Genomic DNA, 26,882 nt, shown 5'->3' with positions numbered 1-26,882 from the left:
GGTGAAGACTATCACCAAAGTTCTGGTGACGTCCTTCACCAGAGGCTCAGCGCATTCCAGGAGGCACGCAATGACGCGTTCCGAGTTGCCCGATCCGGTGATCTTCCGGGAATTCCCGTTCAATATCGGGGTCCGCCTTCTCGGCCCCGGCGATATCCGCCCGACCCCTGAGCAACAGGCGGCCTACCGCAAGTTCGCGCACATGGGCGATCCACTGGCCGACGCCGTGGTCGAGATGTTCGGGCGGCTGCCCACCGGACAGGGTCGGGCCATGTTCGAGACGGCCCTGGAACGCGGGATCGACGCCGTGCCGGACGCGCCCACCGAGCTGAAAGCCTTTTTCGCGCACCTCGATTCGGTCCCGTTCTGGCTGGACCAGGACAAGCTGGACCGGGCCGCGCGGGTCAGCGGGCGGGTCGGGCCGTGGGCGACCAATCTGGCCCTGTCCATGTTCTCTCTGAACGGCGGCTATCTGGCCTCGCGCGCGGGCAAGGTGCTGGTCGGCACCGGCGGGCTGTCGGCGGAATCCATGGCGCCGCGGCGGGTCGTCGAGACCGCGACCTGGTGGGTCGACGTGACCGCACGGGACGGACTGGAGCGATTCGCGCCGGGATTCAAGAACACCGTTCGGGTCCGGATCATGCACGCCCAAGTACGCGCGGGCATGAACCGGCGGCCGGACTGGGATTACGAGCAGTGGGATCACCCGCTCAACCAGTCTTTGACCGCCGGCACGCTGATGTTGTTCTCGCTGGCCACGATTGCCGGGTGCAATGCGGTCGGGCTGCGGTTCTCCAAGAAGGAGAAGGCGGCGGTCTATCACCTGTGGCGGTATGTCGGCCACCTGATCGGGCTCGATCCGGAGATCCTGCCCGCCGACGAGACCGACACCTGGCGGCTGCTGTGGCTGCAGGCGGATTACGAATTCCTGCCGGACGAGGATTCGCGGCGGCTGTCGCGGGCGTTGGTCTCCGCGCTCGGCCCGATCTACGGCTTCGACGGCCCCGGCCTGCGCTCACGGATGTTGCGCCGGGCCTTCACCCTGTACTCGGTGTCCTACAGCCGAATCCTGCTGGGCAAGACCAACTCCGACTTCCTGGAAATGCCCTACAGCCGCGTCTTCCTGGCGGCGGTGCTGGCCACCGCGGCGGTCAACAGCGTGCTCGAGGTGCCGCGCCGCTGCATCCCGGGCGCGACCCGGCTGAGTGAGCGGCTGGGCCGCCGGGCCACCGAGCGCATGCTGCGGCGGGCCGCGCTGATGAACGATCCGGATCGCAGCTACGCCCGCCATGATCGGCTGGCCGAAACCCGCGCCGCCTGAAGTTATTACCGGCGAGTAACGTTCCCTGGGTAACCCCTGTATGAAGGAATCTGGTCAATGAGCCTGCCGCCCATCCTGTCCGAGCGCCTGCGCCTGCCCGCGGTCGCCTCCCCCATGTTCATCGTGTCCGGCCCCGAGCTGGTGATCGCTCAATCCAAGGCGGGCATCGTGGGCTCGTTCCCGTCGCTGAACGCGCGGCCGCAGTCACTGTTCAAGGAATGGCTGGTGCGGATCAACGAGGAGCTCGCCAAGCACGACGCCGACAATCCCGACCAGCCGTCCGCGCCGTACGCGGTGAACCTGATCGTGCACAAGAGCAATGACCGGCTGGAGGAAGACCTGGCCACGATCGTCGAACACCAGGTGCCGATCATCATCACCTCGCTGGGCGCGCGACCCGATGTGAACGAGGCCGTGCACTCCTACGGCGGCATCGTGCTGCACGACATCATCAACGATACGTTCGCGCACAAGGCCGTCGAACGCGGCGCGGACGGCCTGATCGCGGTGGCGGCGGGCGCGGGCGGCCACGCGGGCGCCCAGTCCCCCTTCGCCCTGATCCAGGAGATCCGCACCTGGTTCGACGGCCCGTTGCTGCTCTCGGGCGCCATCGCGCACGGCCGCTCCATCCTGGCCGCGCAGGCCGCGGGCGCGGACCTGGCCTACATCGGCTCGGCGTTCATCGCCACCGACGAAGCCAACGCCGTCCCCGGCTACAAGCAGATGATCGTCGACTCCGGCGCGGCCGACATCGTCTACTCCAACCTCTTCACCGGCGTCCACGGCAACTACCTGCGCGGCAGCATCACCGCCGCCGGCATGGACCCCGATAATCTGGCCCAATCCGACCCGTCCGCCATGGATTTCGGCACCGGCGAATCCACCACCCCGGGCGCCAAGCCCTGGAAGGACATCTGGGGCTCCGGCCAGGGCATCGGCTCCGTCGACGCCGTGCGTCCGGCCGCCGAGCTGGTCGACCGCCTCATCCGCGAATACGACGAGGCCAAGGCCCGCCTGCTCGCGCTCTGACCGGTCCGCCGGCCCCTCGCCGCCAAGGGCGGGCGCACCTCGCGCCTGCCCTTCGCCTCGCGGCCCGAGGACTCTCCCCGGAGCCGCTGCCGCCAACGAGCGCAGGACGGCGAGATACGAACGCCGCCCTGCGCTTTTCCGGACCCTCTCGCGATCCGGAGTCAGGTCCCCGCGGGATCCGCGGGGCCGCGATGTCCACCATCGGCAGTCGCAGAGCCTCCGGGGGTTCGATCGGTCGGCACCGCACGAGCACAGGACGAGCCTTCACCCATCGATCGGGGCAGCCGGATCAGTTGTCCGCGTGCGCGTTCGGGCTCTCGTTGAAGCCGACCAGCGGGAGCCGTAGAGCCGCCGGCGCCGTGGGCGGGACGACGGGGTGACGGGGTGGGATCGGGGTTATGCGCCGGTAGTCCGAGCCCAGCTCCGGGCGGGGGTCGGGCTCACCCTTGTTGGGCCACAACGAGAGTGCGCGTTCGGCCTGGGCGGTGATGGTGAGCGACGGGTTGACGCCGAGGTTGGCGGAGATGGTCGAGCCGTCGATGATGTGCAGGCCGGGGTGACCGTAGAGGCGGTGGTAGGCGTCGACGACGCCGGTGGACGGCGAGTCACCGATGGCGCAGCCGCCCAGGAAGTGTCCGGTCATGGGAATTTTCAGAATGCTGGAGATGGCGCCGAGAGGGATACCGTCGATGGCCTCGGCGACGCGGCGCGCGACCTCGTGTCCGGCGGGGACCCACGTCGGATTGGGTTGGCCCTCACCCTGTTTGGTGGTCATGCGACGGCCGAGCACTCCGCGCTTGGTGTAGGTGGTGATGGAGTTGTCGACCGACTGCATGACCAGCAGACCGATGGTGCGCTCCGACCAGTGCCGCGGATTGTGCACCCGGACAGCGTCGCGGGGTCGGCGGCGAGCCGCACGCACCCAGAGCCGCCAGCGTGGCGTGTCCCCCTCGTCGTCGACCATGAAGGTGCTCATCAGGCCGAACGCATTGCTGCCCTTGCCGTAGCGGACCGGCTCGACATGGGTGTCGTGGTCGGGGTGGATGGAGGATGTGATCGCCACGCCCTTGGTGTAATCCGCGTGCTCGTCACGGCTGCGCACGGCGAGCAGCTCCTCGGAGTTGGTGCGTGACAGATAGCCCAACCGGTCGGAGATCCCGGTGAGCGAGCCCTTGTCGCGCAGCCGGTGCAGCAGCCGCTGGGTCCCGAGCGCGGCGGCGGCGAAGATCACGTGTTCGGCCGTGAATTCGCGACGCCGCTTCCGGAGCACGCCGCCGGTGCGGACGGTCTCCACCGTGTAGCCGCCGCCGTTCAACGGTCGCACATTGGTGACGGTGGTGAGCGGATGCACTGTGGCGCCCGCCTTTTCGGCCAGATACAGGTAGTTCTTGACCAGGGTGTTCTTCGCATTGTGACGACAACCGGTCATGCATTCACCGCAGTGGGTGCAGGTGCGCCGGCCGGGCCCGGCCCCGCCGAAGAACGGATCCGGTACGTCCTCACCCGGGCGGCGGCCGGGTCCGCCGAAGAAGACACCGACCGGGGTCGGCCGGTAAGTGTCGCCGATTCCCATGTCCTCGGCCACACCTCGCAGCACGCGATCCGCGGGGGTGGTCGCCGGATTGGCCGTCACGCCCAGCATGCGCTTGGCCTGGTCGTAGTGCGGAGCGAGCTCGTCCTTCCAGTCGGTGATGTGACCCCACTGGCGGTCGGCGTAGAACTTGTCCGGCGGCTCGTAAAGCGTGTTGGCGTAGACCAGCGAGCCGCCGCCGACGCCCGCGCCCGCCATGATGAAGGTGTCCTTCAGCAACGCCAGCCGTTGAATTCCGAAGCAGCCCAGAGCCGGCGCCCACAGATACTGCCGCAGCCGCCATGAGGTCTTCGCGAACTCATGGTCCTCGAAGCGCCGGCCCGCCTCCAGCACGCCGACGCGATAGCCCTTCTCGGTCAGCCGCAGCGCGCTCACACTGCCGCCGAAGCCGGAACCGATGACGAGGACGTCGTAGTCGAATCGCATTGTTACTCCTGGGATTCCGTGCGCGCGATCGCGACGAGCCGGTCTTGGGAGGGGTTCGGGCGGCGGGTCGCACGGCAATCCGCCTGCGGCGCGCACCGCTTGGACCAGGACGGGTTCGGCTCGAACGAGTACGAGTACGAGTACAGCGGGGAGGGCACATCGCGCTCCGCACCCGGATACGTGTTCTCGCGCCACACGCCGCCGACATCGCCGCCACGCTCGAGGATGACGAAGTCACCGATCCCGGCGCGTGTCGACTCCGATGCCATACCGATGCCGCCGAAGCCGGTGCCGATGATGACGATCGACGGGCTGCTGCTCATGCGTCCCTCTCTCACCTCGATGTGATCGAATTCGACGCTACGACCGGCGCACATCAGGTCATGACAGAGCCACGGCCAGAAAATCGATACTTTCGGCCATAATCGGGCCGTGGGATGAAGTCAGGCCGATTCCAACGCTGTCCGAAGCCGCCGGGCACCCCCTAGTGCAGACCTGCTGTATTGCGCTGTCCCCTTGGCGAACAGTCCCCATCCCGCGCCGGTCACGCCGGCGCCCGATGGTCGTGACTCGGCGCCCACGGGCGACTCGGCACCGACCGGTGGTCCGTCATCGGGCCGGGCGTGACGGCGACCCCGCTCGCCGTCCTCGAGCGAGGATCACGCGCCGCGGCGCAGCACCGGAGCGTCGGCCTGCTCGGTGAAACGCTCGGAGAGGAACCGCATGGCCGGTCCGGCGAAGGCCATTGCGCCGCCGATGTGTTCGCGACCATGCAGGGTGCGCATGGTGACTTCAGCGCCGGATGCCTCCCAGTCCTCCGCGAGCCGGACCGCCTGCGGATAGGGAATGACCTGCTCACCGGTGCCGCCCGCGACCAGGACCGGTGCGGCGGGCGCGATCCCGCCCAGCCGGTTCTCCAGTAGGCGGGCCTTTACCTCGGGCACTTCGAACGGCGGCCGGTGGCAGAAGGTCGAGACCTTGGTGGGCACGACCACGCCCGCGCCGATCCCGAGCATCGCCGCGGCGGCGATGTGGGTGCGGCGAAACAGCGCGGCCAGGGCGCGGCCATGTGGCTTGAGGTGTTGCAGCACATTCAGTTCCGGATACGCGGCTTCGATGCCGAGCACACCGTAGAAGAGCAGGAATGCGAAGGGGGTGCCGTCCAGGAACCGCACCATGTCGACCATGTCGGCCGGAGCCGATCCCACCACCCCGCCCGCCAGCGGCAGATCCGGCGCGTAGTCGGGCTGCAACTGCAACGCCCAGCCCGCGGCATTGCCGCCCTCGGAGTAGCCGTAGATGCCCAGCGGGCCATCGGGATCCAGGTCCGCATCGGGTAGCCGGCGCGCGGCGCGCATGATGTCCAGAACAGCCGGGCCCAGCGCACGGCCCATGACGTACGGGTGCAGCCCCGGGGTGCCCAGCCCCGGATAGTCGGTGATCGCGAGCGCCCAGCCGCGACGCAGGGCGGCGCGGAGGAAGACCGATTCGTATTCCAGCCCGAATCGCAGCTGCCAGGATGCGGCGGCGACCGTGCCCGCCAGACCCTGCGTGCCGACCGCGTACCCGACCAGTGGCCGCGAGCCGGGTCCGCGCCACGGCGTGTTCGGCACCAGCACGGTGCCGGTGACGTGCGTCGGAGCTCCGGTGGCGGTGGTCGAGGTGTAGCTGGTTCGCCAGGCGCGAGCGGGCAGCCGGATCCCGGGCAGCATGCGCGCGATCATCGGTTCGGCGCCCAGCAGCCTGCCGGGTTCGAACGCACCGGGATATCCGGCACCGACCGCCGCCTCGTCGAAGCGGTTGGTGTTCGCAGTCATCATTGCCTGCCCTTCTTGCACACACTCGCGTTATGCAGTTGTCGCATAACCGGATCCGAGGGGCGGCGTCAGCTGTCCGGGACAATTCCGGTTGGGCGAAACCATACCCACTATGGGAGATAGCGACACCTCTTGTCACAACAACTCCCATCCATTGGGACGGCGCATATGAGACAACGCGCCCGCGACCTCGAAATACTCCCGACCCCAGCCCTGTTGCCGCAGTCGTGACCATTACCCGCATCCTGTTGATCTCGGGCAGCACCCGCGAGGGCTCCACCAACACCGCCGCGCTGCGCTCCATCGCCGCAGACGCCGGGTCCGATTTCGAAGCCGTCCGGTTCGACGGCCTGCTCGGCCTGCCCGCCTTCGTCCCCGGCGAGGAGCCCGAACCGCCCGCGGTCGAGGCCCTGCACCGGCAGCTCGCCGCAGCCGACGCCGTGCTGTTCTGCACGCCGGAATACGCGGGCATGATCCCAGGCAGCCTCAAGAACCTGCTGGAATGGACGGTCGGCAATGCCGATCTCAGCGAGAAGCCGGTCGCCTACGTGAATGTCGCCTACGAGGGCCGGGGCGAGGCCGCCGTGGCCACCCTGCGCACCGTACTCGGCTATGTCGGGGCCGAACTGGTGGAGGCGGCGTGCGGCCGAATCACCGTGCTACAGAGCAGTATCGGACCCGATGGTCTGGTTGCGGATCAGCATGTCCGCGGCTGCCTCAACGCCGCCGCCCGCGCGCTGGCCGCGCACGCCGCCGAGCTCGCCGAGCCGGCCACCTCGGTAAGCCTCGATACCTGATCCATCGCGCGGCCTGTGCGCGCTGTCCATCCCCTCATCGCCGCTCTGACCCGATACGCCGAGTGCACATCCGCGAGGTCGTGGCTCGACGATGTGCCACTCGCCGTCGGAGTCGGTCAGTCGGTCTCGTCCGGGAACGCCTGCTGGCGCTGGCCGCCGCGGAGGGTGCCCTCCAGGTAAGCGGTCTTACAGGCGCGGCGCGCGATCTTGCCGCTGGAGGTGCGGGGAATCGAACCCGCGGGGACCAGGAGCAGATCTCGGACGGTGACGCCGTGACGCTTGGCGATGGCCGCCCGTACGGTTTCGGCAATGGGCTCCGGGTCCAGTTTGGCTGCGCCGGTGCCGCGTTCGGCCACGATGACCAGCTGCTCGGCGGCGGAGGCGGGCTCAGCCCCGTTGCTCGTGCCGGTCGCGGCCGGGAGCTGGTCCCCCGCGACGGAGAAGGCCGCCACGAAACCCGGGCGCAGGGCGGTGCTGGACTCCTGGGCGGAGTACTCCAGATCCTGCGGGTAGTGATTGCGGCCGTCCACGATCACCAGGTCCTTGACACGGCCGATGATGAAGAGCTCGCCGTCGTAGTACGCGCCGTAATCGCCGGTGCGCATCCACTTCCCGTCCGCCGGGGCGCCTTCGGCGTGGCTCGTGGGCTGCCGGGAGGTGAGCGTGTTGTGGAAGGTGGCCCGGCTCTCGTCCGGGCGGCCCCAGTAGCCGCGACCGATGTTCCCACCGTGCAACCAGATCTCGCCGACCTCGCCGTCGGCACGCTCCGCACCGGTGTCGGGGTCCACGATGGCCGCCCACTGGGACAGCGCCACGTAACCGCAGGACACCTGGGCCACAGCGTCTTCCGCGTGCTCGTCGACCTCGATCATGCGCCCGGCATTGAGTTCCGTGCGGTCCACCCAGACCGTGCGGGCCTCGTCCTCGCGCCTGGTGGCTGAGACGAACAGGGTGGCCTCGGCCATGCCGTAGCAGGGCTTGATGGCGGTCTTGGGCAGGCCGTACGGGGCGAAGGCGTCGTTGAACTTCTTCATCGAGCTCACCGACACCGGCTCGCTGCCATTGATCAGCCCGATGACATTGGACAGATCCAAATCCTCACCGGGCTTGGGCAATCCGCGCGCCGCCGCGTGCTCGAAGGCGAAATTCGGTGCGGCGGCGAAGATCTCGGCGCCGTCCTCCTGGGCTGCCAGCTCCTTGATCCAGCGGTAGGGCCGGCGCACGAAGGCGCTCGGCGACATGATGGTGATGTACTTGCCGCCGATGGTGGGCAGGATGACCGTCAGCAGCCCCATGTCGTGGAACAGCGGCAGCCAGGTGACGGCGCGCGCCTTCTCGGTGATCCCGATGGCATCGATCATCTGCAGCAGGTTGGTGCCCACCGCCCGGTGGGTGATCTCCACGCCCGCCGGGGTGCGGGTGGAACCGGAGGTGTACTGCAGATAGGCCACATCGTCCATCTGCACGTGCGGCCGCACCCAGCTCTCCCCGACGCCGTCCGGGATCGCCTCGACCGCGATGATGCGCGGACGCTGCGGCGCGGGCAGGTGCTTGTAGATCTCGCGCACCCCGAGCGCGGCTGAGCTGACGGTCAGGATGGCCGCGGGCTTGCAGTCCGCGAGCACGGCGTACAGCCGGTCGGTGTGGCCCTGCTCGTCCGGATCGAACAGCGGCACCGCGATATTGCCGGCATACACCGCGGCGTACATGGCCACGATGTAGTCGAGTCCCTGCGGTGCCAGGATGGCGACGCGGTCGCCGGGCTGGGTGACCTGCTGTAGCCGGGCGGCTACGGCGCGCAGCCGGACGCCGAAGCGATTCCACGTGATGTCGTGGTACTCGCCGTCGTGTTCGCGGGAATAGTCGATAAAGCGGTAGGCGAGCTCGTCCCCGTTCGCCGCGGCGTGCTTGTCGACCAGGTCGACCATGGTCTGGTTGTCGGGGATCTTGATGTTGCCGTGCTCGTCCAGATAGTCATCGATGGTATCGCCGATCATTCCCTATCCTTTTCAACTCACAGCCGTCAGGACTGCGCAGTGACACCGAACAAAGATCGACACCGAAAGCTCGAATGTAGCTGAGGGTGGGGAACCCTAGCAGGTTCCGGAATCCCCGTCACTCGGTACGTCCGAAGGCGGTATCGGTAGCGACGGAAGGCGATCAGTAGCGGCCGAAGGCAATGGCCACGTTGTGCCCGCCGAAACCGAAGGAGTTGTTCAGGGCGTAGTCATAGCTCCCCGGCCTGGCCTGGCCTTTCACCACGTCGAGGTCGATCTCGGGGTCCTGGTTCTCCAAATTCAATGTGGGAGGCACGATTCCGTCCCGCACGCTGAGGACGGTGATGACCGACTCCAGCGCACCGACCGCACCGATGGAGTGCCCGAGAGCGGACTTCGGCGCGTATACCGCGGCATGATTGCCGACGGCTTGCTTGATGGCCTTCGCCTCCGCGCTATCGCCGATCGGAGTGGCGGTGGCGTGCGCATTGATATGCGCCACATCGGATTTGGCCAGGCCCGCGTACTCCATGGCGCGGGACATGGCACGGGCCGCGCCGGTGCCCTCCGGGTCGGGAGCGACCAGGTGGAAGCCGTCGGAGGTGACGCCAGCGCCCATGATGCGGGCATGGATCGTGGCGCCGCGAGCCTTGGCGTTCTCCTCGGTCTCGATGACCATGAGCGCACCGGCCTCACCGAAAACGAAACCGTCGCGATCCAGGTCGAAGGGCCGCGAGGCGCCCTTGGGGTCGTGGTTGCGAGTGCTCATGGCGCGCATCATGGAGAACGCGGCAATGGGCAGCGCCTGGATGGAACCCTCCACGCCGCCGGTGACCACCATGTCGGCATCACCCATGACGACCATGCGCCAGGCGTTCGCGATCGCCTCGGAACCCGACGAACATGCCGAAACGAGCGTGGACACACCGGCCCTCGCGCCCAGCTCAACGCCGACGCAGGCGGCCGCGCCATTGGGCATGACGGCCTGCACGGTGTGCGGCACCACCTTGCGGTAACCGCCGTTGACCAGCTTGTCGCGCGCCGACATGAGCATCTCCGCGCCGCCGAGGCCGGTGCCGATGGAGACGCCGAGCCGATCCTGGTCCACCTCCGGGCTTCCGGCATTGGCCCACACCTCGCGGCCCAGCACCACCGCCATCTGCTCGACATAGGACAGGCGGCGAGCCTCGGCCTTGGTGAGCTGATCGGCGGGCGGCGTCTTCAAGTGGCCGCCGATGCGGACCGGCAGGCCGAAGTCGTCGAGGAAGCTGTCCTCGAGGACGTCGATCCCGCTCTCCCCGTTGAGCAGTCCCTTCCACGTCGAGTCGACGTCTCCCGCGAGCGCGGTGGTCGCCGCGAGCGCGGTGACGACGACACTGGGGTACTGGCGGCGGTTGAGCGTCTGCATGTTCACTCTCCGTAGCAATGCTTCGGCGAACCAGTGTGCGATCCGCATAGGCTGTCAAGGACTGATTGGGAACTAGCGAGCGGGCCCGGCCATGAACGCATCGGCGGGTATTGAGACAATCTTCGGCGAACTGGGCTAGATTATCCGAGGCGGAGCCGACCAGTCTCATCGAGCGACACGCGGGGATCCTTTCTCAATCCCGTGAGCCCCTCTCGCCGGGGGCGGCGATCGCCGGATCCGCCGCATTCTCTCCTACATCATTCACGCAGCGCCGAGCCATTTCGAGGGAGGGCACACAACCGTGGCCAGGAGTCTCACGCAGTTGGAGCTGCTCATCGAGCTGGAGCCGATTGCCGAGCAGAATGTGAATCGTCATCTATCAATGGCCAAGGACTGGAACCCGCACGAGTACGTACCCTGGGAGCTCGGTCGCAACTTCGCAGCTATGAACGGGGTGAACTGGGACCCGGAACAGTCGAAGCTCACCGAGGTCGCCAAAGCGGCAATGATCACTAATCTACTCACAGAAGACAATTTGCCCAGCTATCACCGAGAAATCGCCGAGAACTTCTCACAGGACGGCGCCTGGGGGACCTGGGTGGGCCGCTGGACGGCCGAGGAGAATCGGCACGGCATCGTAATTCGCGATTACCTGGTGGTCACCCGGGGCGTCGATCCGGTGGCGCTGGAACAGGCCCGGATGATTCACATGACCAACGGATACAACTCCGCGCACCTGATCAAGAAGCACGCGAATCGGGACTACGTTCAGGCCGATGCCGGATTCATGCATTCTGTCGCTTACGTGACATTCCAAGAATTGGCCACTCGGGTTTCCCACCGCAATACCGGCAAGGTGTGCAACGACCCCCTCGCGGACCGCATGCTGCAGCGCATCGCCGCGGACGAAAACCTGCACATGATCTTCTACCGTGACATGTGCGCCGCGGCCCTGGACCTCTCACCCGACCAGGCCATGGAGGCCATCACCAATATCGTGCTCGGCTTCCAGATGCCCGGCCTGGGCATGCCCAACTTCCGCCGCAACGGCGTCCTCATGGCCAAGCACGGCGTCTACGACCTGCGTCAGCACCTGGAGGAGGTGCTGCTCCCCAACCTCAAGAAGTGGAACATCTTCGAGCGCACCGACTTCGGCGCGGTCGGCGACCACTGCCGCAACCGGCTCGGCGAGTTCGTCGAGAAACTCCGCGCCGATGTGGTCCGCTTCGAGGAGCAGCGCGATCGCGCTCTCGCCCGCGAAGCCCGGCGCACCGGACGACCACCGGTCCTCGTCAGCTGAGTCCTCCGGTGGCGCATGGCCGGGAGCACACCGGACGGCCTCTGCGCCATGCGCCGCTCGCCGGGCCGGAACAAGCGCGGCGATCAGGTGGACAACGGGCCGAGCACCACACGCGCACCGGCGGCGGCCAGAGCGAGCAGCAGCCGCGCCGGATGACGCGGATGAGGGGCGGCCGGAATGACCAAGGCGGTCACGCCCTCTGATCGGTTCCATGCGTCCTGTGTCCCGCCGCCGATCGGGCTGCGCCGGAGTGTCAGGAGCGGGGTCAGAACAGGGTCATGGGGTCGGTGGGGACGGGGTCGGGAAGGGGCTCGAGGTCGGGGAGGCGGGTTCGGACCTCGGCATGGAAGCGACGGGCGAGGGTGCGCGCCGCGGCGTTGTCGGGGGTGTGGATGAAGACGGTCGGAGAGCGGCCTTCACGGAGCCAGGCGACGGTGGTGTCGATCCAGGGCTGCCAGCCCGCGACGGTCGTGGCGAGGTCGTCGCGGCCGTGGTAGCGGACGATGGGGAAGTCGGTGAGGGCGTGCGTGCGACGCGGGTTATTGGGTTTCTTGGAGCGCGCCTCGTACTCGGCCGGGCTGGCGGGCGGGCCGTCGAAGAGGACGGCGGTGTCGAAGGGGATCCATTCCGCACCGGCGGCGGCCAGGATGGCCTCGAGTCGGCTTGTGGCGCGCGGATTCTCGAAGAACACCGGGTGGCGCACTTCGACGGCGCAGCGGTAGCGGGACGGTAGGCCCGCGAGCAGGTCGGCGAGGGCGGACAGGTCGGTGAAGGCCGCGGGCAGCTGCACCCACAGCGAGTGCAGGCGGCGGCCCAGCGGCTCGATGGCGTCGAGGAAGGTAGCCATCTCGTCGTCGACGCCGGTGAGGCGGCGATCGTGGGTGATGGTGCGAGGCAGCTTGATCACGAAGCGGAAGTCGGGATCGGTTTGGCGAGCCCAGGATTCGACCGTGCGGCGCTGTGGGACGGCGTAGAAGGTGGTGTTGCCCTCCACCGCATTGCACCAGGAGGAATAGGTGCGCAGGCGTTCGGCCGGGGGAAGTGGTCTGTCCTGCCAGTCCGGGTGTGTCCACATTGCGCAACCGACGTAGAGCCGCATGCCTGCCACGTTAGGTCAAGGACTTCTTGGGCCGCAGCCAACCGAAGGTAAGCTCCACCGCCCGCTTCCAGTTGTCGTACTCTTCGGCGCGCAGGCTCGGATCCATGCGTGGAAGCCACTGCGCCGCGACGCGCCAATTGTGGCGCAGGCCCTCGAGATCCGGCCAATAGCCGACCGCCAGGCCTGCCGCGTAGGCGGCGCCCAGCGACACCGTCTCCGCCACGATCGGCCGCATGACCGGTATGTCGAGGACGTCGGCGATGATCTGCATGAGCAGGTTGTCCGAGGTCATGCCGCCCGCCACCCGCAGCGCCCCGGCGTGCAGTCCGGAGTCGGCGTTCATGGCCTCCACCACGTCGCGTGTCTGCCAGGCCGTGGCCTCGAGTACCGCGCGGGCTATGTGCCCCTTGGTGATATATGAGGTGAGCCCGATCAGCAGCCCGCGCGAGTCACTGCGCCAGTGCGGCGCGTACAGCCCCGAGAACGCGGGCACAAGATAGCAGCCGCCATTGTCTTCCACTGTGCCCGCGAGGGTTTCGATCTCCGGCGCGCTGGCGATGAGCCCGATGTTGTCGCGCAGCCACTGCACCAGCGACCCCGTCACCGCGATCGGCCCCTCCAGCGCGTATACCGGCTCCGGCCCCACCTGGTACCCGATGGTGGTGAGCAGGCCGTGTGTGGACCGCACCAGCTCCCGCCCGGTGTTCATGAGCAGGAAACCGCCTGTGCCGTAGGTGCATTCGGTCTCGCCGGGCGCGAAACAGGTCTGCCCGAACAGCGCCGCATGCTGATCGCCCAGCGCCGCCGCGATCCGCACCCCCGGCAATACTCTTCGCGCCGTGCCGAATTCACCGGTCGAGGGCTCGATCCGCGGCAGCATGGCCTTCGGAATATCGAAGAACCGCAACAGTTCTTCGTCCCACTCCAGCGTGGACAGGTTCATCAGCAGCGTCCGGCCGGCATTGGAGACATCGGTCACGTGCAGCCCGTCATCGGCGCCTCCGGTGAGATTCCAGATGAGCCAGGTCTCCATGGTCCCGAATAGCACCTCACCGCGCTCGGCCCGTTCCCGCAGCCCCGGCGTGCGATCCAGCAGCCATCGCAGCCGGGGCGCGGCGAAGTACGTCGCCAGCGGCAGGCCGCAGAGCTCCCGAATCCGTTCCGTCCCGGCCGATTTCCGCATCCGCTCGACGAGCTCCTCGGTGCGCACGTCCTGCCACACGATGGCGCGCGCCATGGGCGCCCCCGTCCTCCGATCCCACACCACCGTGGTCTCGCGCTGATTCGCGATACCCACCGCCGCCACTTGATCGGCGGTGATGCCCGAATCCCGCAGTGCCGCGGGCACGATGCGCTCCACATTGCGCCAGATCTCCAGCGCGTCCTGCTCCATCCACCCCGGCCGCGGATAGTGCTGCCTGTGTTCACGCTGCGCTACCCCGGTCAGCCGAGCCCGCTGATCGAAGAGAATGGCCCGGGTGGAGGTGGTGCCCTGGTCGATGGCGAGCACATAGCGTTGCGTCATCCGAGACCGCTCCTGTTCGGAAAAGTCATTGCGCGCCACCAAGATCCCGGGAGACCGCGGCGGCCGCGTCGCGCACCTGGGCGATCAGCGGGAGCCGGAACCGCAGCTGCCCATCGCAGAGACGATCGAGCGGCCCGGTGATACCGATGGCGCCGACCACCAAACCACCCCGGGAGCGAATCGGCGCGGCGACGCTCGCCTCATCGGAACGGTATTCGCCGATATCCCCTGCCCAGCCGGTGCGTCGAACCTCGGCGACGGCCCGCCGCAATGACGGCGGGTCGGTGAGGGTCCGATGTGTGATCGCGGGCAGCCCGCCGTCGCGGACGCTCTCGGTGAGATTCGTGTCGTAGGCGAGCAGCACCTTGCCCAGAGCCGTCGCGTGCGGCGGCAATTGCTCGCCCACCGCCAATTCCTGCTCGGTATTGTCGGGCCGGAAGACGTGGTGGATCACCACGACCGCCCCGTCCACCGACGCGGCGATTCGCACCGACTCCCCGCTCCGCGCGGCCAGCGCGTCGGCCCGGTTGATGGCCCGCGACCGCAGCTCATTGGCGTCCAGGTGCCCCGCGCCGAGATCTTGGAGGGCCGGACTCAGCCGGTATTTGCCCGTCACCTGATCCTGATCGACGAACCCGACCCCCTGCAGCGTCCGCAGGATGCCGTGCGCGGTCGGCTTGGCCAGCCCCAGCGCCGCGGCGATCTCCCCCACTCCCATACGCCCGGACCCACGCGCGAGCAGCCGCAGTATGGCCGCGGCGCGCTCGATCGACTGAATCGGACCTGGCATGGCCGTAATCTATCAGCAAACCGTTCGGCATTGTCGAACGCTTCTTCTGTCATCGGGCGAGGCCGCTTCGTAGCGTGGACGTCGGGCGCGGCCGGTACCGGTCCACCGCCCGCCCGCCGCCTCCCCGGGGACCCCGGCAAACGGACTCGACGACGAGCTCCCGGAAAGGACCGTGATGACGCAGTACGTCGGAGCCATCGATCAAGGCACGACCTCCACGCGATTCATGGTGTTCGACCACGGCGGCAATGTGGTTGCCCGCCATCAACTCGAGCATGAGCAGATTCTCCCGCGGGCCGGCTGGGTGGAACACAATCCGGACGAGATCTGGGAGCGCACCCGCACCGTCATCAAGAGCGCCCTGGCCGGAGCCGACCTCACGGCGTGCGACCTGGCCGCCGTCGGCGTCACCAATCAGCGCGAGACCACCATCGTGTGGAACCGCCGCACCGGACGTCCCTACTACAACGCCATCGTCTGGCAGGACACCCGCACCGACCGCATCGCGGCCGAGCTGGAGAAAACCGGCCAGGGCGATCTCATTCGCGAACGCGCCGGACTGCCGCCCGCACCGTACTTCTCCGGCGGCAAGCTGAAGTGGATCCTCGACTATGTCCCCGGCGTGCGCGAGGACGCCGAGCAAGGCGACGCCCTCTTCGGCACCCCGGACAGCTGGATCATCTGGAACCTCACCGGCGGCGTCCGCGGCGGCGCGCACATCACCGATCCGACCAATGCCTCACGCACCATGCTCATGGATCTCGAGACCCTGGACTGGGACGACGAATTGCTCGCCGTGTTCGGGGTGCCGCGCACCATGCTCCCGCGCATCGCGCCCTCGTCGAATCCCGAGGGCTTCGGCACCACCCATCCGGACGGCCCGTTCAAGGGCGCGGTGAAGATCGCGGGCGTGCTGGGCGACCAGCAGGCCGCCACCGTCGGCCAGGTCTGCTTCCGGCCCGGCGAGGCCAAGAACACCTACGGCACAGGGAATTTCCTGATGCTGAATACCGGTACCGAGATCGTGCGCTCCAAGCACGGTCTGCTGACCACCGTCGCCTACCGGTTCGGCGACGACAAGCCGGTGTACGCGTTGGAGGGCTCGATCGCCGTCACCGGCTCGGCCGTGCAGTGGCTGCGCGATCAGCTCGGCGTCATCTCGCGCGCGGAACAGGTCGAGACGCTGGCCCGTCAGGTCTGCGACAGTGGCGGGGTCTACTTCGTGCCGGCCTTCTCCGGACTGTTCGCACCCTACTGGCGCGCCGACGCCCGCGGCGTGATCGTGGGCCTGTCGCGCTACAGCAGCAATGCCCATATCGCCAGGGCCACACTGGAATCCATCTGCTACCAGACCCGCGACGTGGTCGAGGCCATGCAGCAGGATTCCGGGGTCACCCTCGACACGCTGCGCGTCGACGGCGGCGTCACCGCCAATGAACTCGCCATGCAGATACAGGCCGACTTCCTCGGCGTGCCGGTGTCGCGTCCGGTGGTCTCGGAGACCACCGCGCTGGGCGCCGCTTACGCCGCCGGTCTCGCGGTCGAATTCTGGCGCGACACCGACGAACTCGTCGCCAACTGGGACGAGGACAAGAACTGGCAGCCCACCATGACCGAGGAGCGGCGACAGCGCGGTTACGCGCGCTGGCGCAAGGCCGTCTCGCGCACCCTCGACTGGGTCGATCTCGATGACGAGGACTGACCGGTGACCACTGCGCCCCACCAGTCTGAAAACACCGATAGCAAGGAGTATTTCGTGTCCGCACAACTGGATCCCGCCTACCGCGCCCGGGCGATTGATTCGCTCGGCGACACCGAAATCGACGTGCTCGTGATCGGTGGTGGCGTGACCGGAGCGGGAGCCGCCCTCGACGCCGCCACGCGCGGGCTGTCCGTCACCCTGGTCGAGGCGCGCGATTTCGCCGCCGGTACCTCGAGCCGGTCCTCCAAGCTCATCCACGGCGGCCTGCGCTACCTGGAACAGTTCGACTTCGCGCTGGTCCGTGAGGCTTTGAAGGAGCGCGGACTGCTGCTCAACACACTGGCCCCGCATCTGGTGCACCCGGTGTCGTTCCTGTTTCCGCTACAGAAGCATTACGAGCGCTTCTACATCGGCGCCGGCATCGCCCTCTACGACACCATGGGCGGCGCGCGTTCGGTGCCCATGCACCGGCACCTGAGCCGTTCCAGGGCACTGGAATTGGCGCCGGCGCTCGAGGAAGACGCCATGACCGGCGCCATCCGCTACTACGATGCGCAGGTCGACGATGCCCGCCACACCATGATGGTCGCCCGCACCGCGGCCCGGCACGGCGCCACCGTGCTGACCCGTACCAGGGTCACCGGCCTGCTGCGCGACGGGGAGCAGGTCGTGGGCGCGAGGGTCATGGACCTGGAAACCGGTCTGGAGCACAGCATCCGGGCCCGGACGGTGATCTCGGCGACCGGTGTGTGGACCGACGACATGATCAAGATGACCGGCGTGGACTTCCCGTTCCACGTGCGCATGTCCAAGGGCGTGCACATCATGGTGCCGCGCGAGCGGCTGGACATGAGCACCGGCATCGCCATGAAGACCGAGAAGTCCGTGCTGTTCGTCATCCCGTGGGGTGAGCACTGGATCATCGGCACCACCGATACCGACTGGTCGCTGGACAAGAACCACCCGACGGCGACCGCAGCGGATGTGCAGTACATCCTCGACCACGTCAATTCGCTACTGCGCGAACCGCTCACCCGCGCCGACATCGTCGGCACCTACGCGGGCCTGCGGCCGCTCATGACCGGTGCGTCCAAGGAGACCTCCAAGCTCTCGCGCGAGCACGCCGTGGCCGAGCCGGCCCCCGGCCTGTTCGTCATCGCGGGCGGCAAGTATACCACCTACCGCGTGATGGCCGCCGACGTGGTGGATGCCGCCGCCGAGCGCCTGGGCGGCGATGTCCCGCCGTCGGTGACCGCGAACCTGCCGATCCTGGGCGCGGTCGGCTACCAGGGCATGCGGGACGGCATCGCCGAGGTGGCGGCGCGGGCGGGACTGCCGGTCGAGACCGTGGCGCATCTGCTGGGCCGCTACGGCTCGCTGACCGAGGAGATCTTCGACCTCATCGCCGCGGTTCCCGCACTGGGCGAACCGATTCCGGGCGCCGAGGACTACCTGGCCGCCGAGGCCGTCTACGCCGCCACCCATGAGGGCGCGCTGCACCTGGACGACCTGCTCACCCGCCGCACCCGCATCTCCATCGAGGTGCCCGACCGCGGCCTGCGGGCGGCCCCGGAGATCGCCCGCCTCATCGCCCCGCATTTGGGCTGGGACGACGAGCGCACCAACGCGGAGATCAACCGCTACTTCGACCGCGTGCACGCCGAATTGGCCGCGAACGAGGCGAAGGACGACGAGGCGGCCAACGCCGCTCGAATGGTCGCCGTCGGCTGATCTCCACTCACGCGGCGATCAGGAGGTTCGAGGGCCCCTCCCTCGAGCACCCATAGGAACCGTGGCTCGCGGGTCGCGGAAGGATCTCCGCGCCGCGCCGGAACCATTCGTTTCACGAAAAGCGCCGTGCTGGAATCGATTCCGGCGCGGCACTTTTCGGTCATCCTTCAGCTCTTGCCCGAGGACGTCTTCCCTCTGGGGGCCTTGGCGTCGCCTTTGCCGTGGCCATTTCCGCCGGTCTGCTTGGTATCCGGCTTGTTGCCCTTGCCACCCTTGCCCACGGTCATCACCGATTCCTCGGTGATCTTGTGGTGGATCGCCTCGATCTGCAGGCCGTTGTCGTCGGCATCGATGCGCACCGTGTCACCGGGGGCCAGCGCGCCCTCGAGCAGCTTCTTCGACAGCGCGTTGTCCAGCTGCTTCTGCACGGTCCGGCGCAGCGGCCGGGCGCCGAACTCGGGCTGATAGCCGTTGTCCGCCAGCCAATCCATGGCCTTGTCCGAGACGTCCAGGGCGATGTCCTGTGCGTGCAACCGGCGCCGGGTGCCGTCCAGCACCAGATCGACGATGGTGCGCAGCTGCGACTTGTCGAGCCGGTGGAAGACGATCTGCTCGTCGAGCCGGTTGAGGAACTCCGGCCGGAACTGCTTGCGCAGCCGTTCCTCCAGCTGTGGCGTGACCGAGTCCAGGTCGCCGTCCTTCGCGGACAGGATCAGATCGGAGCCGATATTGCTGGTGAGGATGACGATGGTGTTCTTGAAATCCACCGTGCGGCCCTTGGAGTCGGTCACCCTGCCGTCGTCGAGCAGCTGCAGCAGCACATTGAACACATCCGGATGCGCCTTCTCGACCTCGTCGAACAGGATCACCGAATACGGCTGCCGGCGCACCTTGTCGGTGAGCTGGGCGGCGTCGTCGTAGCCCACGTATCCGGGCGGCGCGCCCACCAGTCGCGAGACCGTGTGCTTCTCCTGGAACTCGCTCATGTCGAAGCGGATGAGCCGGTCCTCGTCGCCGAACACGGCCTCCGCCAGAGCTTTCGCGAGTTCGGTCTTGCCGACGCCGGTGGGGCCCAGGAACAGGAACGAGCCGATGGGCCGGTGGGGATCCTTGAGGCCGGCGCGGGCGCGCCGCACCGCCTCGGCCACCGCCACGATGGCCTCCTCCTGGCCCACCACCCGCCGATGCAGATCCTGTTCCAGCTTCAGCAGTTTCGCCCTCTCCTCGGTGGTGAGGTCGGCGACCGGGATGCCGGTCTGGCGCGAGACCACCTCGGCGATATCGGTGATCTCCACCGTCGGTATCTCGGTGCGATCCACCTCGTCCGCGGTCTTCCTCTCCAGCTTGGCGATCTCGGCCTTGATCGTCTTGGCCTTCTCGTAGTCCTCGCCGGCGACCGCCGCGTCCTTCTCCCGATTCAGGCGCGCCAGTCTCTCTTCCAGCTCACGCACCTTGGGATCCGGTGTGCGCGTGCGCAATCGCACGCGCGCACCCGCCTGGTCCACCAGGTCGATGGCCTTGTCCGGCATGAAGCGGTCGGTGATGTAGCGGTCGGACAGTTCGGCCGCCGCGATCAGCGCCTCGTCCAGGTAGCGGACCTGGTGGTGCTCCTCGTACACGTCGGCGAGGCCGCGCAGGATCTCGATGGTGTCGGACACCGACGGCTCGGACACCATAACCGGCTGGAAGCGGCGTTCCAGCGCCGCGTCCTTCTCGATGTACTTGCGGTATTCGTCGATGGTGGTGGCGCCGATGGCGTGCAGCTCACCGCGGGCCAGCGCGGGCTTGAGCATATTGCCCGCGTCCATGGAGCCCTCGCCACCGCCGCCCGCGCCCACGATGGTGTGCAGCTCGTCGATGAATACCACCAATTCGTCGGAGTGCGCGCGCACCTCGTCGAGAACCTTGGTGAGCCGCTCCTCGAATTCGCCGCGATACTTGCTGCCCGCCACCATCGAACTCACGTCCAGGGCGACCACGCGGCGGTCGGCGAGCGTCTCGGGGACATCGCCATTCACGATGCGCTGGGCCAGGCCCTCCACGATGGCGGTCTTGCCGACGCCCGGGTCGCCGATCAGCACCGGATTGTTCTTGCGCCGCCGCGACAGGATCTCGACGGTCTGCTCGATCTCCTCGGCTCGGCCGACCACCGGGTCGACCTTGCCGGCGCGGGCCTCCGCGGTGAGGTCGCGGCCGTACTCGTCGAGGGTCGGGGTGTCCGAGGGCTCCTTGGCGGTCGGGGCGGCCGGCATCTTCGCGCCCGCGAGGGCCTGGGCGGCCGGACTGTCGGGTAGGCCCGCGATCCCGAGCAGGATGTGCTCGGGCCCGATGTAGCTGCTGCCCGCCTCGGCGGCGCCGCGCTGCGAATTGCGTAGGGCCAGCTTGGCCGCCGGGCTCAGGACCAAGGCGTGGCCGGCGCCGTGCGCGCCGACGCCGCTGCCCGCGGCGGCCTGCATCTGCTTGCGCAGTTGTTCGGGGTCCCTGCCGATTTCGGCGATGATGCTCTTGGACGGCTCGATGGCGGCGGCCGCGTAGAGCAGATGCTCGGGGGTGATCTCGGCGCTGCCCCAGTCGTGGGCGGCCTGGCGGGCGGAGTCCACGACCTGTTTGGCGCTCTCGCTCAGCAATCGACTCAGATCGATGCGCTGCACCGGTGGCTGGCGCGACATTCCGGATCCGAAGAATCGGTTGAAGATGTCGTCGAAGGAGTCGAACGATCCCATCGAACTGGGCCAACCCTGAGTCATTATCACCTCGCGGGTTCGGGTGACGCGACGGCAGGACTCGGATGGACAAGAAGTCGGGCGACGCGTCAGCTAACGGATAGCGAACTCGGTGTCCACAGTAGTAGCCTCGGCGCGCACGGCAAATGGCCGTAACGACTTTGTTTTGGATCGGGTTGGCCCTTGCCACGCCGTCGCAGCACCGACCGAACGGAGTTTTGATGAGCGCCATTCACGACGATCTCGATACCCGCGCGGCGGCGGTGGCCGGACAGGTCGTGCACTGGCGGCGACACCTGCACCAGTATCCGGAGCTCTCCAATCGCGAGGTCGATACGGCCGCGTTCATCACCGAACATCTGAAGTCGTTGAGGCTGGACGAGGTTCGCACCGGCATCGCCGGGCACGGGGTGGTCGGTGTGCTGCGCGGCGGGGAGCCCGGCGACCGGGTGGTCGCGCTGCGCGCGGATATCGACGCGCTGCCGGTGCCGGATCTGTGCGGGGTGCCGTTCGCCTCGCACGTGGTCGATCAGCGGTATCCCGGCGGACCGTTCCCGGTGTCGCACGCCTGCGGGCACGACTGCCACACCGCGATGCTCCTGGGCGCGGCCACGGTATTGGCGGGCGTTCGCGAGAAACTGCCCGGCACAGTACTTTTCGTGTTCCAGCCCGCCGAGGAGGGACCGCCGGTGGGCGAAAAGGGCGGTGCGCGCGCCATGCTCGCCGAGGGCGCGCTCGACGATCCGGCGCCGACCATGGCCTTCGGATTCCACGTCACGCCGTATCCCAAGGGCTACATCGGGTATCGGGTCGGAAACCAGTTCGGGGCGTCCTGCCTGGCCAAGATCACCATCACAGGGCAGCAGGTACACGGGTCCACACCGTGGATGGGCATCGATCCGATGCCGGCGGCCGGTGCGATCATGACCGGGATCGGGCAGCTCTATCGGCAGGTCAGCGCTTTCGACCCGGTCACCGTGAGCATCGGGCACATCGAGGACGTCGGGCGGTTCAATATCATCGGCCAGACCGTGACGCTGTGGGGCACCATCCGGTGCGCACTGGAGCACGACATGGGCGAGGTGCGGCAGCGGCTGCGCACGCTCGCAACCAATACCGCGGCCGCCTACAACTGTTCGGCCACAGTGGATTTCCTCCAGGATGTGCCCGCGCTGCACAACGAGCAGAAGTGGATCGACGCGGGCCTGCCCACCTTCAGGCGGGTGGCCGGGGACGACCGGGTGGTGCCTACCGGGGCCACCCTCGGGTACGACGACGTCTCGGAGTTCGTGAACAGGTACGGCGGGCTGTACGTGACGCTGGGGGTGCAGGATGCGCAGCTCGACGCCGTGGGCATGCCCGTACCCGTGCCGGGCGGGCGCGGGCTCTTCATGAACCACAACCCGCACTTCTACGCCGACGACGACACACTCGTCACCGGAGTACGGTTGCACGCGCAGGTGGCCTACGACCATCTGACCGGCACACTGACGCCGAAAAAGACTGTGCCGCAATGAATAGCGACGGCGGCTGATCAGCGACCGGCGACCACCGGCATGAACGGCGCGTAATCGCGAACGTGGCCCTCGGTCCAATCCCACAGGGACATCGGGTCGACCGAGACGCCGCGCTGGAGGATCAGGCGCCAGCCGTCCTCCTGCTTCTCCCAGATGTCACCGTCGCGGTCCAGGTACATGCCGGCGTCCTCGGGCTCGATGCCGGTCGCACCCAGACCCCCGGGGAAATCCACACGCTTCATATCAACCACCCCTCAACGTCAAGGTCGCTTCCAGTCAGAAGTATTCTCCCTACCTCTTGCGGTTCACTTCCGGCCGGGTTGGCCGACGCGTTCGCGCCGTGAGCATTGAAGATGCTCATCCGTACCACGTGGTCTTCTTTGCGGCGGCGTACCGCAGTAACTGTTCGACAACCATTCGGCTAACTTTTGGCATCTCCAGATTTTTGAGGGATAGTGCTCTTCTCGCGGCGAACGTCCAGTTCGCTTCCGGTCGCAGGAGGACAACGATGGCAGGCGCGGAGCTGAGAGTGCTCGGCCCCCTGCACCTGTCCGTCGACGGCCGCGACACCGCTCTCGGCACCCCCATGCAGCGCGCCGTGCTGGGCCGCCTCATCGTGGCACACGGCCAGGCGGTGAGCACCGAACGGCTGATCGACGACCTGTGGTCCGGACGTCCGCCGCCCAAGGCCGCCGCGGTGCTGCAGGTGCACATACACAATCTGCGGCGGCTGTTCGAACCGCAGCGCCCGCGCCGCGCGCCGTCCCGCTTCATCGTGTCCGAATCATCGGGGTACGCCCTGAAGATCCCCGAGAACGCCGTGGACGCTTGGCATTTCGAGCAGCAACTGCGGACCTATCAGGAACTGGTCAGCAATCCGGAGATTCGCACCGACCCGGCCGAACGCAACGCCCTGCTGAAAACCGCTCTCTCGCTCTGGCACGGCCCCGCACTGGAGGCCTTCTCCGACGCGGACTGGGCCATCGCCGAGGCCGACCGGCTCACCGACCTCTACCTCACCGCGGTGGAACACAGTGCGCGCACCGAACTGGAACTCGGCCGTTCCGGCGAGGTGGTCCGCGAACTCCGCCAGCTCTTCGAGGACCACCCCGGCCGGGAGGAGATCGTCCGTCTCCTGGCCCTCGCCCAATACCAGCTGGGCCAGCAGCTCGAGGCTCTCACCACCATCCGCCGCTCCCGTGAATTCCTCGGCGGCCGATTCGGCGTGGACCCCTCCCCTGCCCTCCGCCAACTCGAGACAGCCATCCTCAACCATTCCGCCACTCTCACCCGGACACCACCGCTGCCCGCCCACGACCGTCACCCGGCCGACCCCGCCCCGGCGACGAAGGGTCCGGCCGCACCCTCGCAGACCGCCGCGACACCACCGTCGGCCACGTCGACGACAGCGGACTCCCTCGTCGGCGAATCCCATCGCGCCACCGGCTACATCACCGAATTGTCCGAGCTGCTGAATGCCGCCGAGACGGCGCGGGCCGGGCGGCTGCGGGTCGCATGGGTGGCCGGGGAGGCCGGCATCGGCAAGACCGTGCTCGCGGAGGCCACTCTCGCGACGCTGGCCACCGCGGGCTGGACGACGGCGACCGGCACCTGTCCCGAGATCGACGGCGCACCCATGGCCTGGGCCTGGACCGAGATCCTCACCACCCTCGACGAGGCCGAGCCTGGCTCGGTTCCCGCCGCGGCGTCGCCGATCACAACGGAGTCGGGATCATCCGGGCAGGAAGACGCGTTCACGCTGGCACGGGTCATCGCGGAAAAGTGCAGGCGCGCGGCCGCTTCCGCGCCGGTGGCCTTGCTGCTGGAGGATGCGCAGCGCGCCGATCCGGGGACCTTGCAGGTATTGCGGCAGGTGGTGAGCTGGCTGCGGGATGATGCCGTGCTCATCGTGGTGACACTGCGGCGGTCGGAAGCCGGTGCGGCAGCGCACAATACGGTGGCGGCGCTGGCGCAGCACACCGGGGCGTGGGTAGAGCTGTACGGGCTGGATCTGGAGGGGACCCGGCGTACCGCGGAGGCTGCGGGGCTGCGGGGGATCGACGTCGAAGCCCTCGACCAGCTGTATCGGCGGACGGGCGGCAATCCACTGTTCGTCCGGGAGGTAGCGAAAGCGGCTGCCGCGCAGGGAAGTCTGGACGAGGTGCCGGATTCGATCCGGGAATTGATCGAGGACCGGGTGGCCCAGCTGCCCGACGGGGTCGCCGAGGTGCTGCGGCAGCTGTCCATCTGGGGCGAGAGCGTCGATCTGGCGATTCTGAGCGCGGCGGCGGGGCTGGCCGAGGACGCCGTGATCGACCTGGTGGCGGCCGCCGAGGCGGCGGGACTGGTGGGGTCGAGCAGCGGCGGAAGCATTCGGTTCGAGCACGGGCTGATCCGGGACGCCGTGTATCTGAGCATTCCGCCGCTGCGGCGCGGGCGGATGCACTGGGCGGCATTGGAGTTGCTGGAAGAGCAGGCCGATTCCTATCCCGCGGTGGCACGAGATCCGGATGTGCTGGCGCGGCACGCCGTACAGGGTGCCACCGCCGAAACCGCCCCGCGCGCCATCGAATACGTGGAACGCGCCGCCGAGCGCCGGGCCGGCCGCGGGATGCGCGACGCGAGTGCGCGGCTGCTGCGGTCGGCGGTGGACCTGCACCGGTTGGCCCGCCACGACGCCGACCACGCACCCACCGCGGACCGCATCGCGCTGCTGCGCACCCGCTGTGCGCTGGTCACCGCGCTGGCCTACGACAATCGCCCCCGGGAGGCCCGTGTCGAACGCGATCGGGCGCTCACCCTCGCCGAACAGCTGGACGATCCGGACCTGCTGGTCCAGGCTCTCACCTGCTGGCGCGCCCCGATCATCTGGGCAATTCGCAACTGGCGCAGGCCCGATCAGCACATGCGTCGGGGCTTGGCCCGAGCCCTGGCCCGGCATGGCGTCGGCGCATCGACCCTGGCCCTGCTCGTATCCGACCCCACCGGCCCGTGGACACCGGCCCGGCAGGGCGCTGAAGTCATTGTGGTGAAACAGGATTCGAGCGGCGCGACGGAGGTCGATCTGGCGCGTCTGCTGGTCGCGGCCACCTTCGAAACCGGGCTGATGGAGTCCGCGTCGGGTCGCGTCTTGGCCCGGCGGGCCCTCGAGGTGGCCCGCCGCACCGGTGATCCCGAACTACTGTGCGCCGCCATCAATGCGGTCACCTATCTGGCATGCGAGTACGACGCGGAGTTCGCGGCCCTGGTCACCGAGTTGGAGCGGGTGGCCACTGCCGCGGGCCTGGCCGAGTACCGCGCTCTCGCGCATTATCTCGGCTATCGCGCCGCGGTGGCCCGGGCCGACCTGCGGGAGGCGGGACGGCGCGCCACCGCGGCCGTGGAGTTCGCCGACGAGGGCCAGCTGCAGCCGCTGCTGGATATGATCAGCTGTTTCGCCGCGACCATGAAGCTGCTGCGCGGGAACGTCGATCTGGCCGATGAGCTATATCACCGGTTCACCACCCGCACCCGGCTCTCCGGAGTGGCCAACCACGCGGAGGCGGAGTTGTTCTGCGCGCTCTCGATCGGCTGGGCGCGCGGCGAACTGGGCGGGCTGGTGGATCGGCTCGCGAACGCCTATGCGGCACTGCCCGCGGCGTCGGCTCCGGCCTACACGCTCGCCCTGCTGCAGGACGGACAGCGCGAGCGCGCACGCGGCGTGTACGAGGATTCGGATCCGATTGCGGCGGGCTTCTATCCGGTCCTCATGTCGGCATTGCGGGCGGTCGCTGCCATCGAGCTCGGCGACATTCCAGCAATTCGACGGCATTACGAATACCTTGCCCCGCACAGCGGGACCCTGATCGGCCTCGAAACCGGGATGACCGAGTTCGGCCCGATGGACTCGATCCTGGCGGCCCTGGCCGCCGCCCTGGGCGATGTCGAGGCGGCCGCGGCGCATCACGACCACGCCGAACGCCTGCTGGAAAGGATTCGAGCGGAACTTCCCGACTGCGGGGCCGCACTACTGCGCGTGGCCTGATGCACGAGAAATCCGGATCGCGCCATTGGCCTGATATGTCGCTCCATCTTCCCGCGCTTGGAGCCGATGCCCGCGGGCTCTCGAC

18 protein-coding genes are annotated in these 26,882 nt (G+C 68.1%); 8 read left to right on the top strand and 10 right to left on the bottom strand.

All coding sequences use genetic code 11. From position 1 onward, the window contains the following. The first annotated feature begins 70 nt into the window (after positions 1-70). Both GLP40_RS24700 and GLP40_RS24695 read left to right on the top strand, forming a co-directional pair. Positions 71-1,321 (top strand): oxygenase MpaB family protein, encoded by a 1,251-nt coding sequence (locus GLP40_RS24700; RefSeq protein ID WP_154790389.1) that lies wholly within the window; start codon positions 71-73, stop codon positions 1,319-1,321. Between the two features lie 57 nt (positions 1,322-1,378). Beyond that, complete coding sequence (locus GLP40_RS24695; RefSeq protein WP_154790388.1) at positions 1,379-2,350, top strand: NAD(P)H-dependent flavin oxidoreductase; 972 nt, start codon at positions 1,379-1,381, stop codon at positions 2,348-2,350. A 289-nt stretch (positions 2,351-2,639) separates the two neighbouring features. Here GLP40_RS24695 and GLP40_RS24690 read toward each other — a convergent pair whose 3' ends face one another. From GLP40_RS24690 to GLP40_RS24680, 3 genes are all read right to left on the bottom strand, one after another. Next, positions 2,640-4,367 carry a GMC family oxidoreductase N-terminal domain-containing protein gene (locus GLP40_RS24690; RefSeq protein ID WP_154790387.1) on the bottom strand — a complete coding sequence of 576 codons (1,728 nt, stop codon included), beginning with the start codon at positions 4,365-4,367 and terminating at the stop codon, positions 2,640-2,642. Positions 4,368-4,369: 2 nt separating this feature from the next. Then, positions 4,370-4,690, bottom strand: a complete 321-nt coding sequence (locus GLP40_RS24685; RefSeq protein ID WP_154790386.1) for an NAD(P)-binding protein — start codon at positions 4,688-4,690, stop codon at positions 4,370-4,372. A gap of 336 nt (positions 4,691-5,026) precedes the next feature. After that, a complete protein-coding gene (locus tag GLP40_RS24680; RefSeq protein WP_154790385.1) occupies positions 5,027-6,184 on the bottom strand; it encodes a lipase family protein in 1,158 nt (385 codons plus the stop codon). 227 nt (positions 6,185-6,411) lie between these two features. Here GLP40_RS24680 and GLP40_RS24675 point away from each other — a divergent pair, with 227 nt between their 5' ends. Continuing rightward, positions 6,412-6,981 carry an NADPH-dependent FMN reductase gene (locus GLP40_RS24675; RefSeq protein WP_328290610.1) on the top strand — a complete coding sequence of 190 codons (570 nt, stop codon included), beginning with the start codon at positions 6,412-6,414 and terminating at the stop codon, positions 6,979-6,981. A gap of 116 nt (positions 6,982-7,097) precedes the next feature. On the opposite strand, the gene fadD32 is transcribed toward GLP40_RS24675, so the two are convergent. Then, positions 7,098-8,978 carry a long-chain-fatty-acid--AMP ligase FadD32 gene (gene fadD32 / locus GLP40_RS24670; RefSeq protein WP_154790383.1) on the bottom strand — a complete coding sequence of 627 codons (1,881 nt, stop codon included), beginning with the start codon at positions 8,976-8,978 and terminating at the stop codon, positions 7,098-7,100. A gap of 163 nt (positions 8,979-9,141) precedes the next feature. Continuing rightward, positions 9,142-10,386 (bottom strand): KasA/KasB family beta-ketoacyl-ACP synthase, encoded by a 1,245-nt coding sequence (locus tag GLP40_RS24665; protein WP_154790382.1) that lies wholly within the window; start codon positions 10,384-10,386, stop codon positions 9,142-9,144. Positions 10,387-10,687: 301 nt separating this feature from the next. On the opposite strand from GLP40_RS24665, the gene GLP40_RS24660 reads away from it, so the two are divergent. Further along, positions 10,688-11,686, top strand: coding sequence for an acyl-ACP desaturase (locus GLP40_RS24660; protein WP_328290609.1), 999 nt, complete (start codon positions 10,688-10,690; stop codon positions 11,684-11,686). A 265-nt stretch (positions 11,687-11,951) separates the two neighbouring features. On the opposite strand, the gene GLP40_RS24655 is transcribed toward GLP40_RS24660, so the two are convergent. From GLP40_RS24655 to GLP40_RS24645, 3 genes are read right to left on the bottom strand one after another with little or no spacing between them, the layout of a single operon-like run. Further along, complete coding sequence (locus GLP40_RS24655; protein WP_154790381.1) at positions 11,952-12,785, bottom strand: DUF72 domain-containing protein; 834 nt, start codon at positions 12,783-12,785, stop codon at positions 11,952-11,954. A gap of 10 nt (positions 12,786-12,795) precedes the next feature. Next, complete coding sequence (gene glpK / locus GLP40_RS24650) at positions 12,796-14,310, bottom strand: glycerol kinase GlpK (protein ID WP_154790380.1); 1,515 nt, start codon at positions 14,308-14,310, stop codon at positions 12,796-12,798. A gap of 25 nt (positions 14,311-14,335) precedes the next feature. Next, entirely contained in the window at positions 14,336-15,100 is a 765-nt protein-coding gene (locus GLP40_RS24645; RefSeq protein WP_154790379.1) for an IclR family transcriptional regulator, read from the bottom strand. Between the two features lie 175 nt (positions 15,101-15,275). Here GLP40_RS24645 and glpK (GLP40_RS24640) point away from each other — a divergent pair, with 175 nt between their 5' ends. Together glpK (GLP40_RS24640) and glpD are read left to right on the top strand one after the other, a co-directional pair. Then, positions 15,276-16,802, top strand: a complete 1,527-nt coding sequence (glpK, locus tag GLP40_RS24640; protein ID WP_154790378.1) for a glycerol kinase GlpK — start codon at positions 15,276-15,278, stop codon at positions 16,800-16,802. A gap of 54 nt (positions 16,803-16,856) precedes the next feature. Then, a complete protein-coding gene (gene glpD, locus GLP40_RS24635) occupies positions 16,857-18,533 on the top strand; it encodes a glycerol-3-phosphate dehydrogenase (RefSeq protein ID WP_328290608.1) in 1,677 nt (558 codons plus the stop codon). A 167-nt stretch (positions 18,534-18,700) separates the two neighbouring features. Here glpD and GLP40_RS24630 read toward each other — a convergent pair whose 3' ends face one another. Then, positions 18,701-21,280: an ATP-dependent Clp protease ATP-binding subunit gene (locus tag GLP40_RS24630; protein ID WP_154790377.1), complete on the bottom strand. Its 2,580-nt coding sequence runs from the start codon at positions 21,278-21,280 to the stop codon at positions 18,701-18,703. A gap of 197 nt (positions 21,281-21,477) precedes the next feature. Here GLP40_RS24630 and GLP40_RS24625 point away from each other — a divergent pair, with 197 nt between their 5' ends. Next, a complete protein-coding gene (locus GLP40_RS24625; protein WP_154790376.1) occupies positions 21,478-22,773 on the top strand; it encodes a M20 metallopeptidase family protein in 1,296 nt (431 codons plus the stop codon). A 17-nt stretch (positions 22,774-22,790) separates the two neighbouring features. Here GLP40_RS24625 and GLP40_RS24620 read toward each other — a convergent pair whose 3' ends face one another. Further along, positions 22,791-23,015, bottom strand: a complete 225-nt coding sequence (locus GLP40_RS24620) for a hypothetical protein (protein ID WP_154790375.1) — start codon at positions 23,013-23,015, stop codon at positions 22,791-22,793. A 266-nt stretch (positions 23,016-23,281) separates the two neighbouring features. Between GLP40_RS24620 and GLP40_RS24615 the strand changes: the two genes are divergently transcribed. Continuing rightward, the gene (locus GLP40_RS24615; protein WP_154790374.1) at positions 23,282-26,797 is read left to right on the top strand and encodes a BTAD domain-containing putative transcriptional regulator; all 3,516 of its coding nucleotides are present in this window, start codon (positions 23,282-23,284) and stop codon (positions 26,795-26,797) included. The last annotated feature ends 85 nt before the right edge of the window (positions 26,798-26,882 follow it).

This window comes from Nocardia aurantiaca, from assembly GCF_009708175.1.
Lineage (GTDB): Bacteria > Actinomycetota > Actinomycetes > Mycobacteriales > Mycobacteriaceae > Nocardia > Nocardia aurantiaca.
Note: the sequence above shows the minus strand (reverse complement) of the source record. Positions and strands in the feature narration are given on the sequence as shown.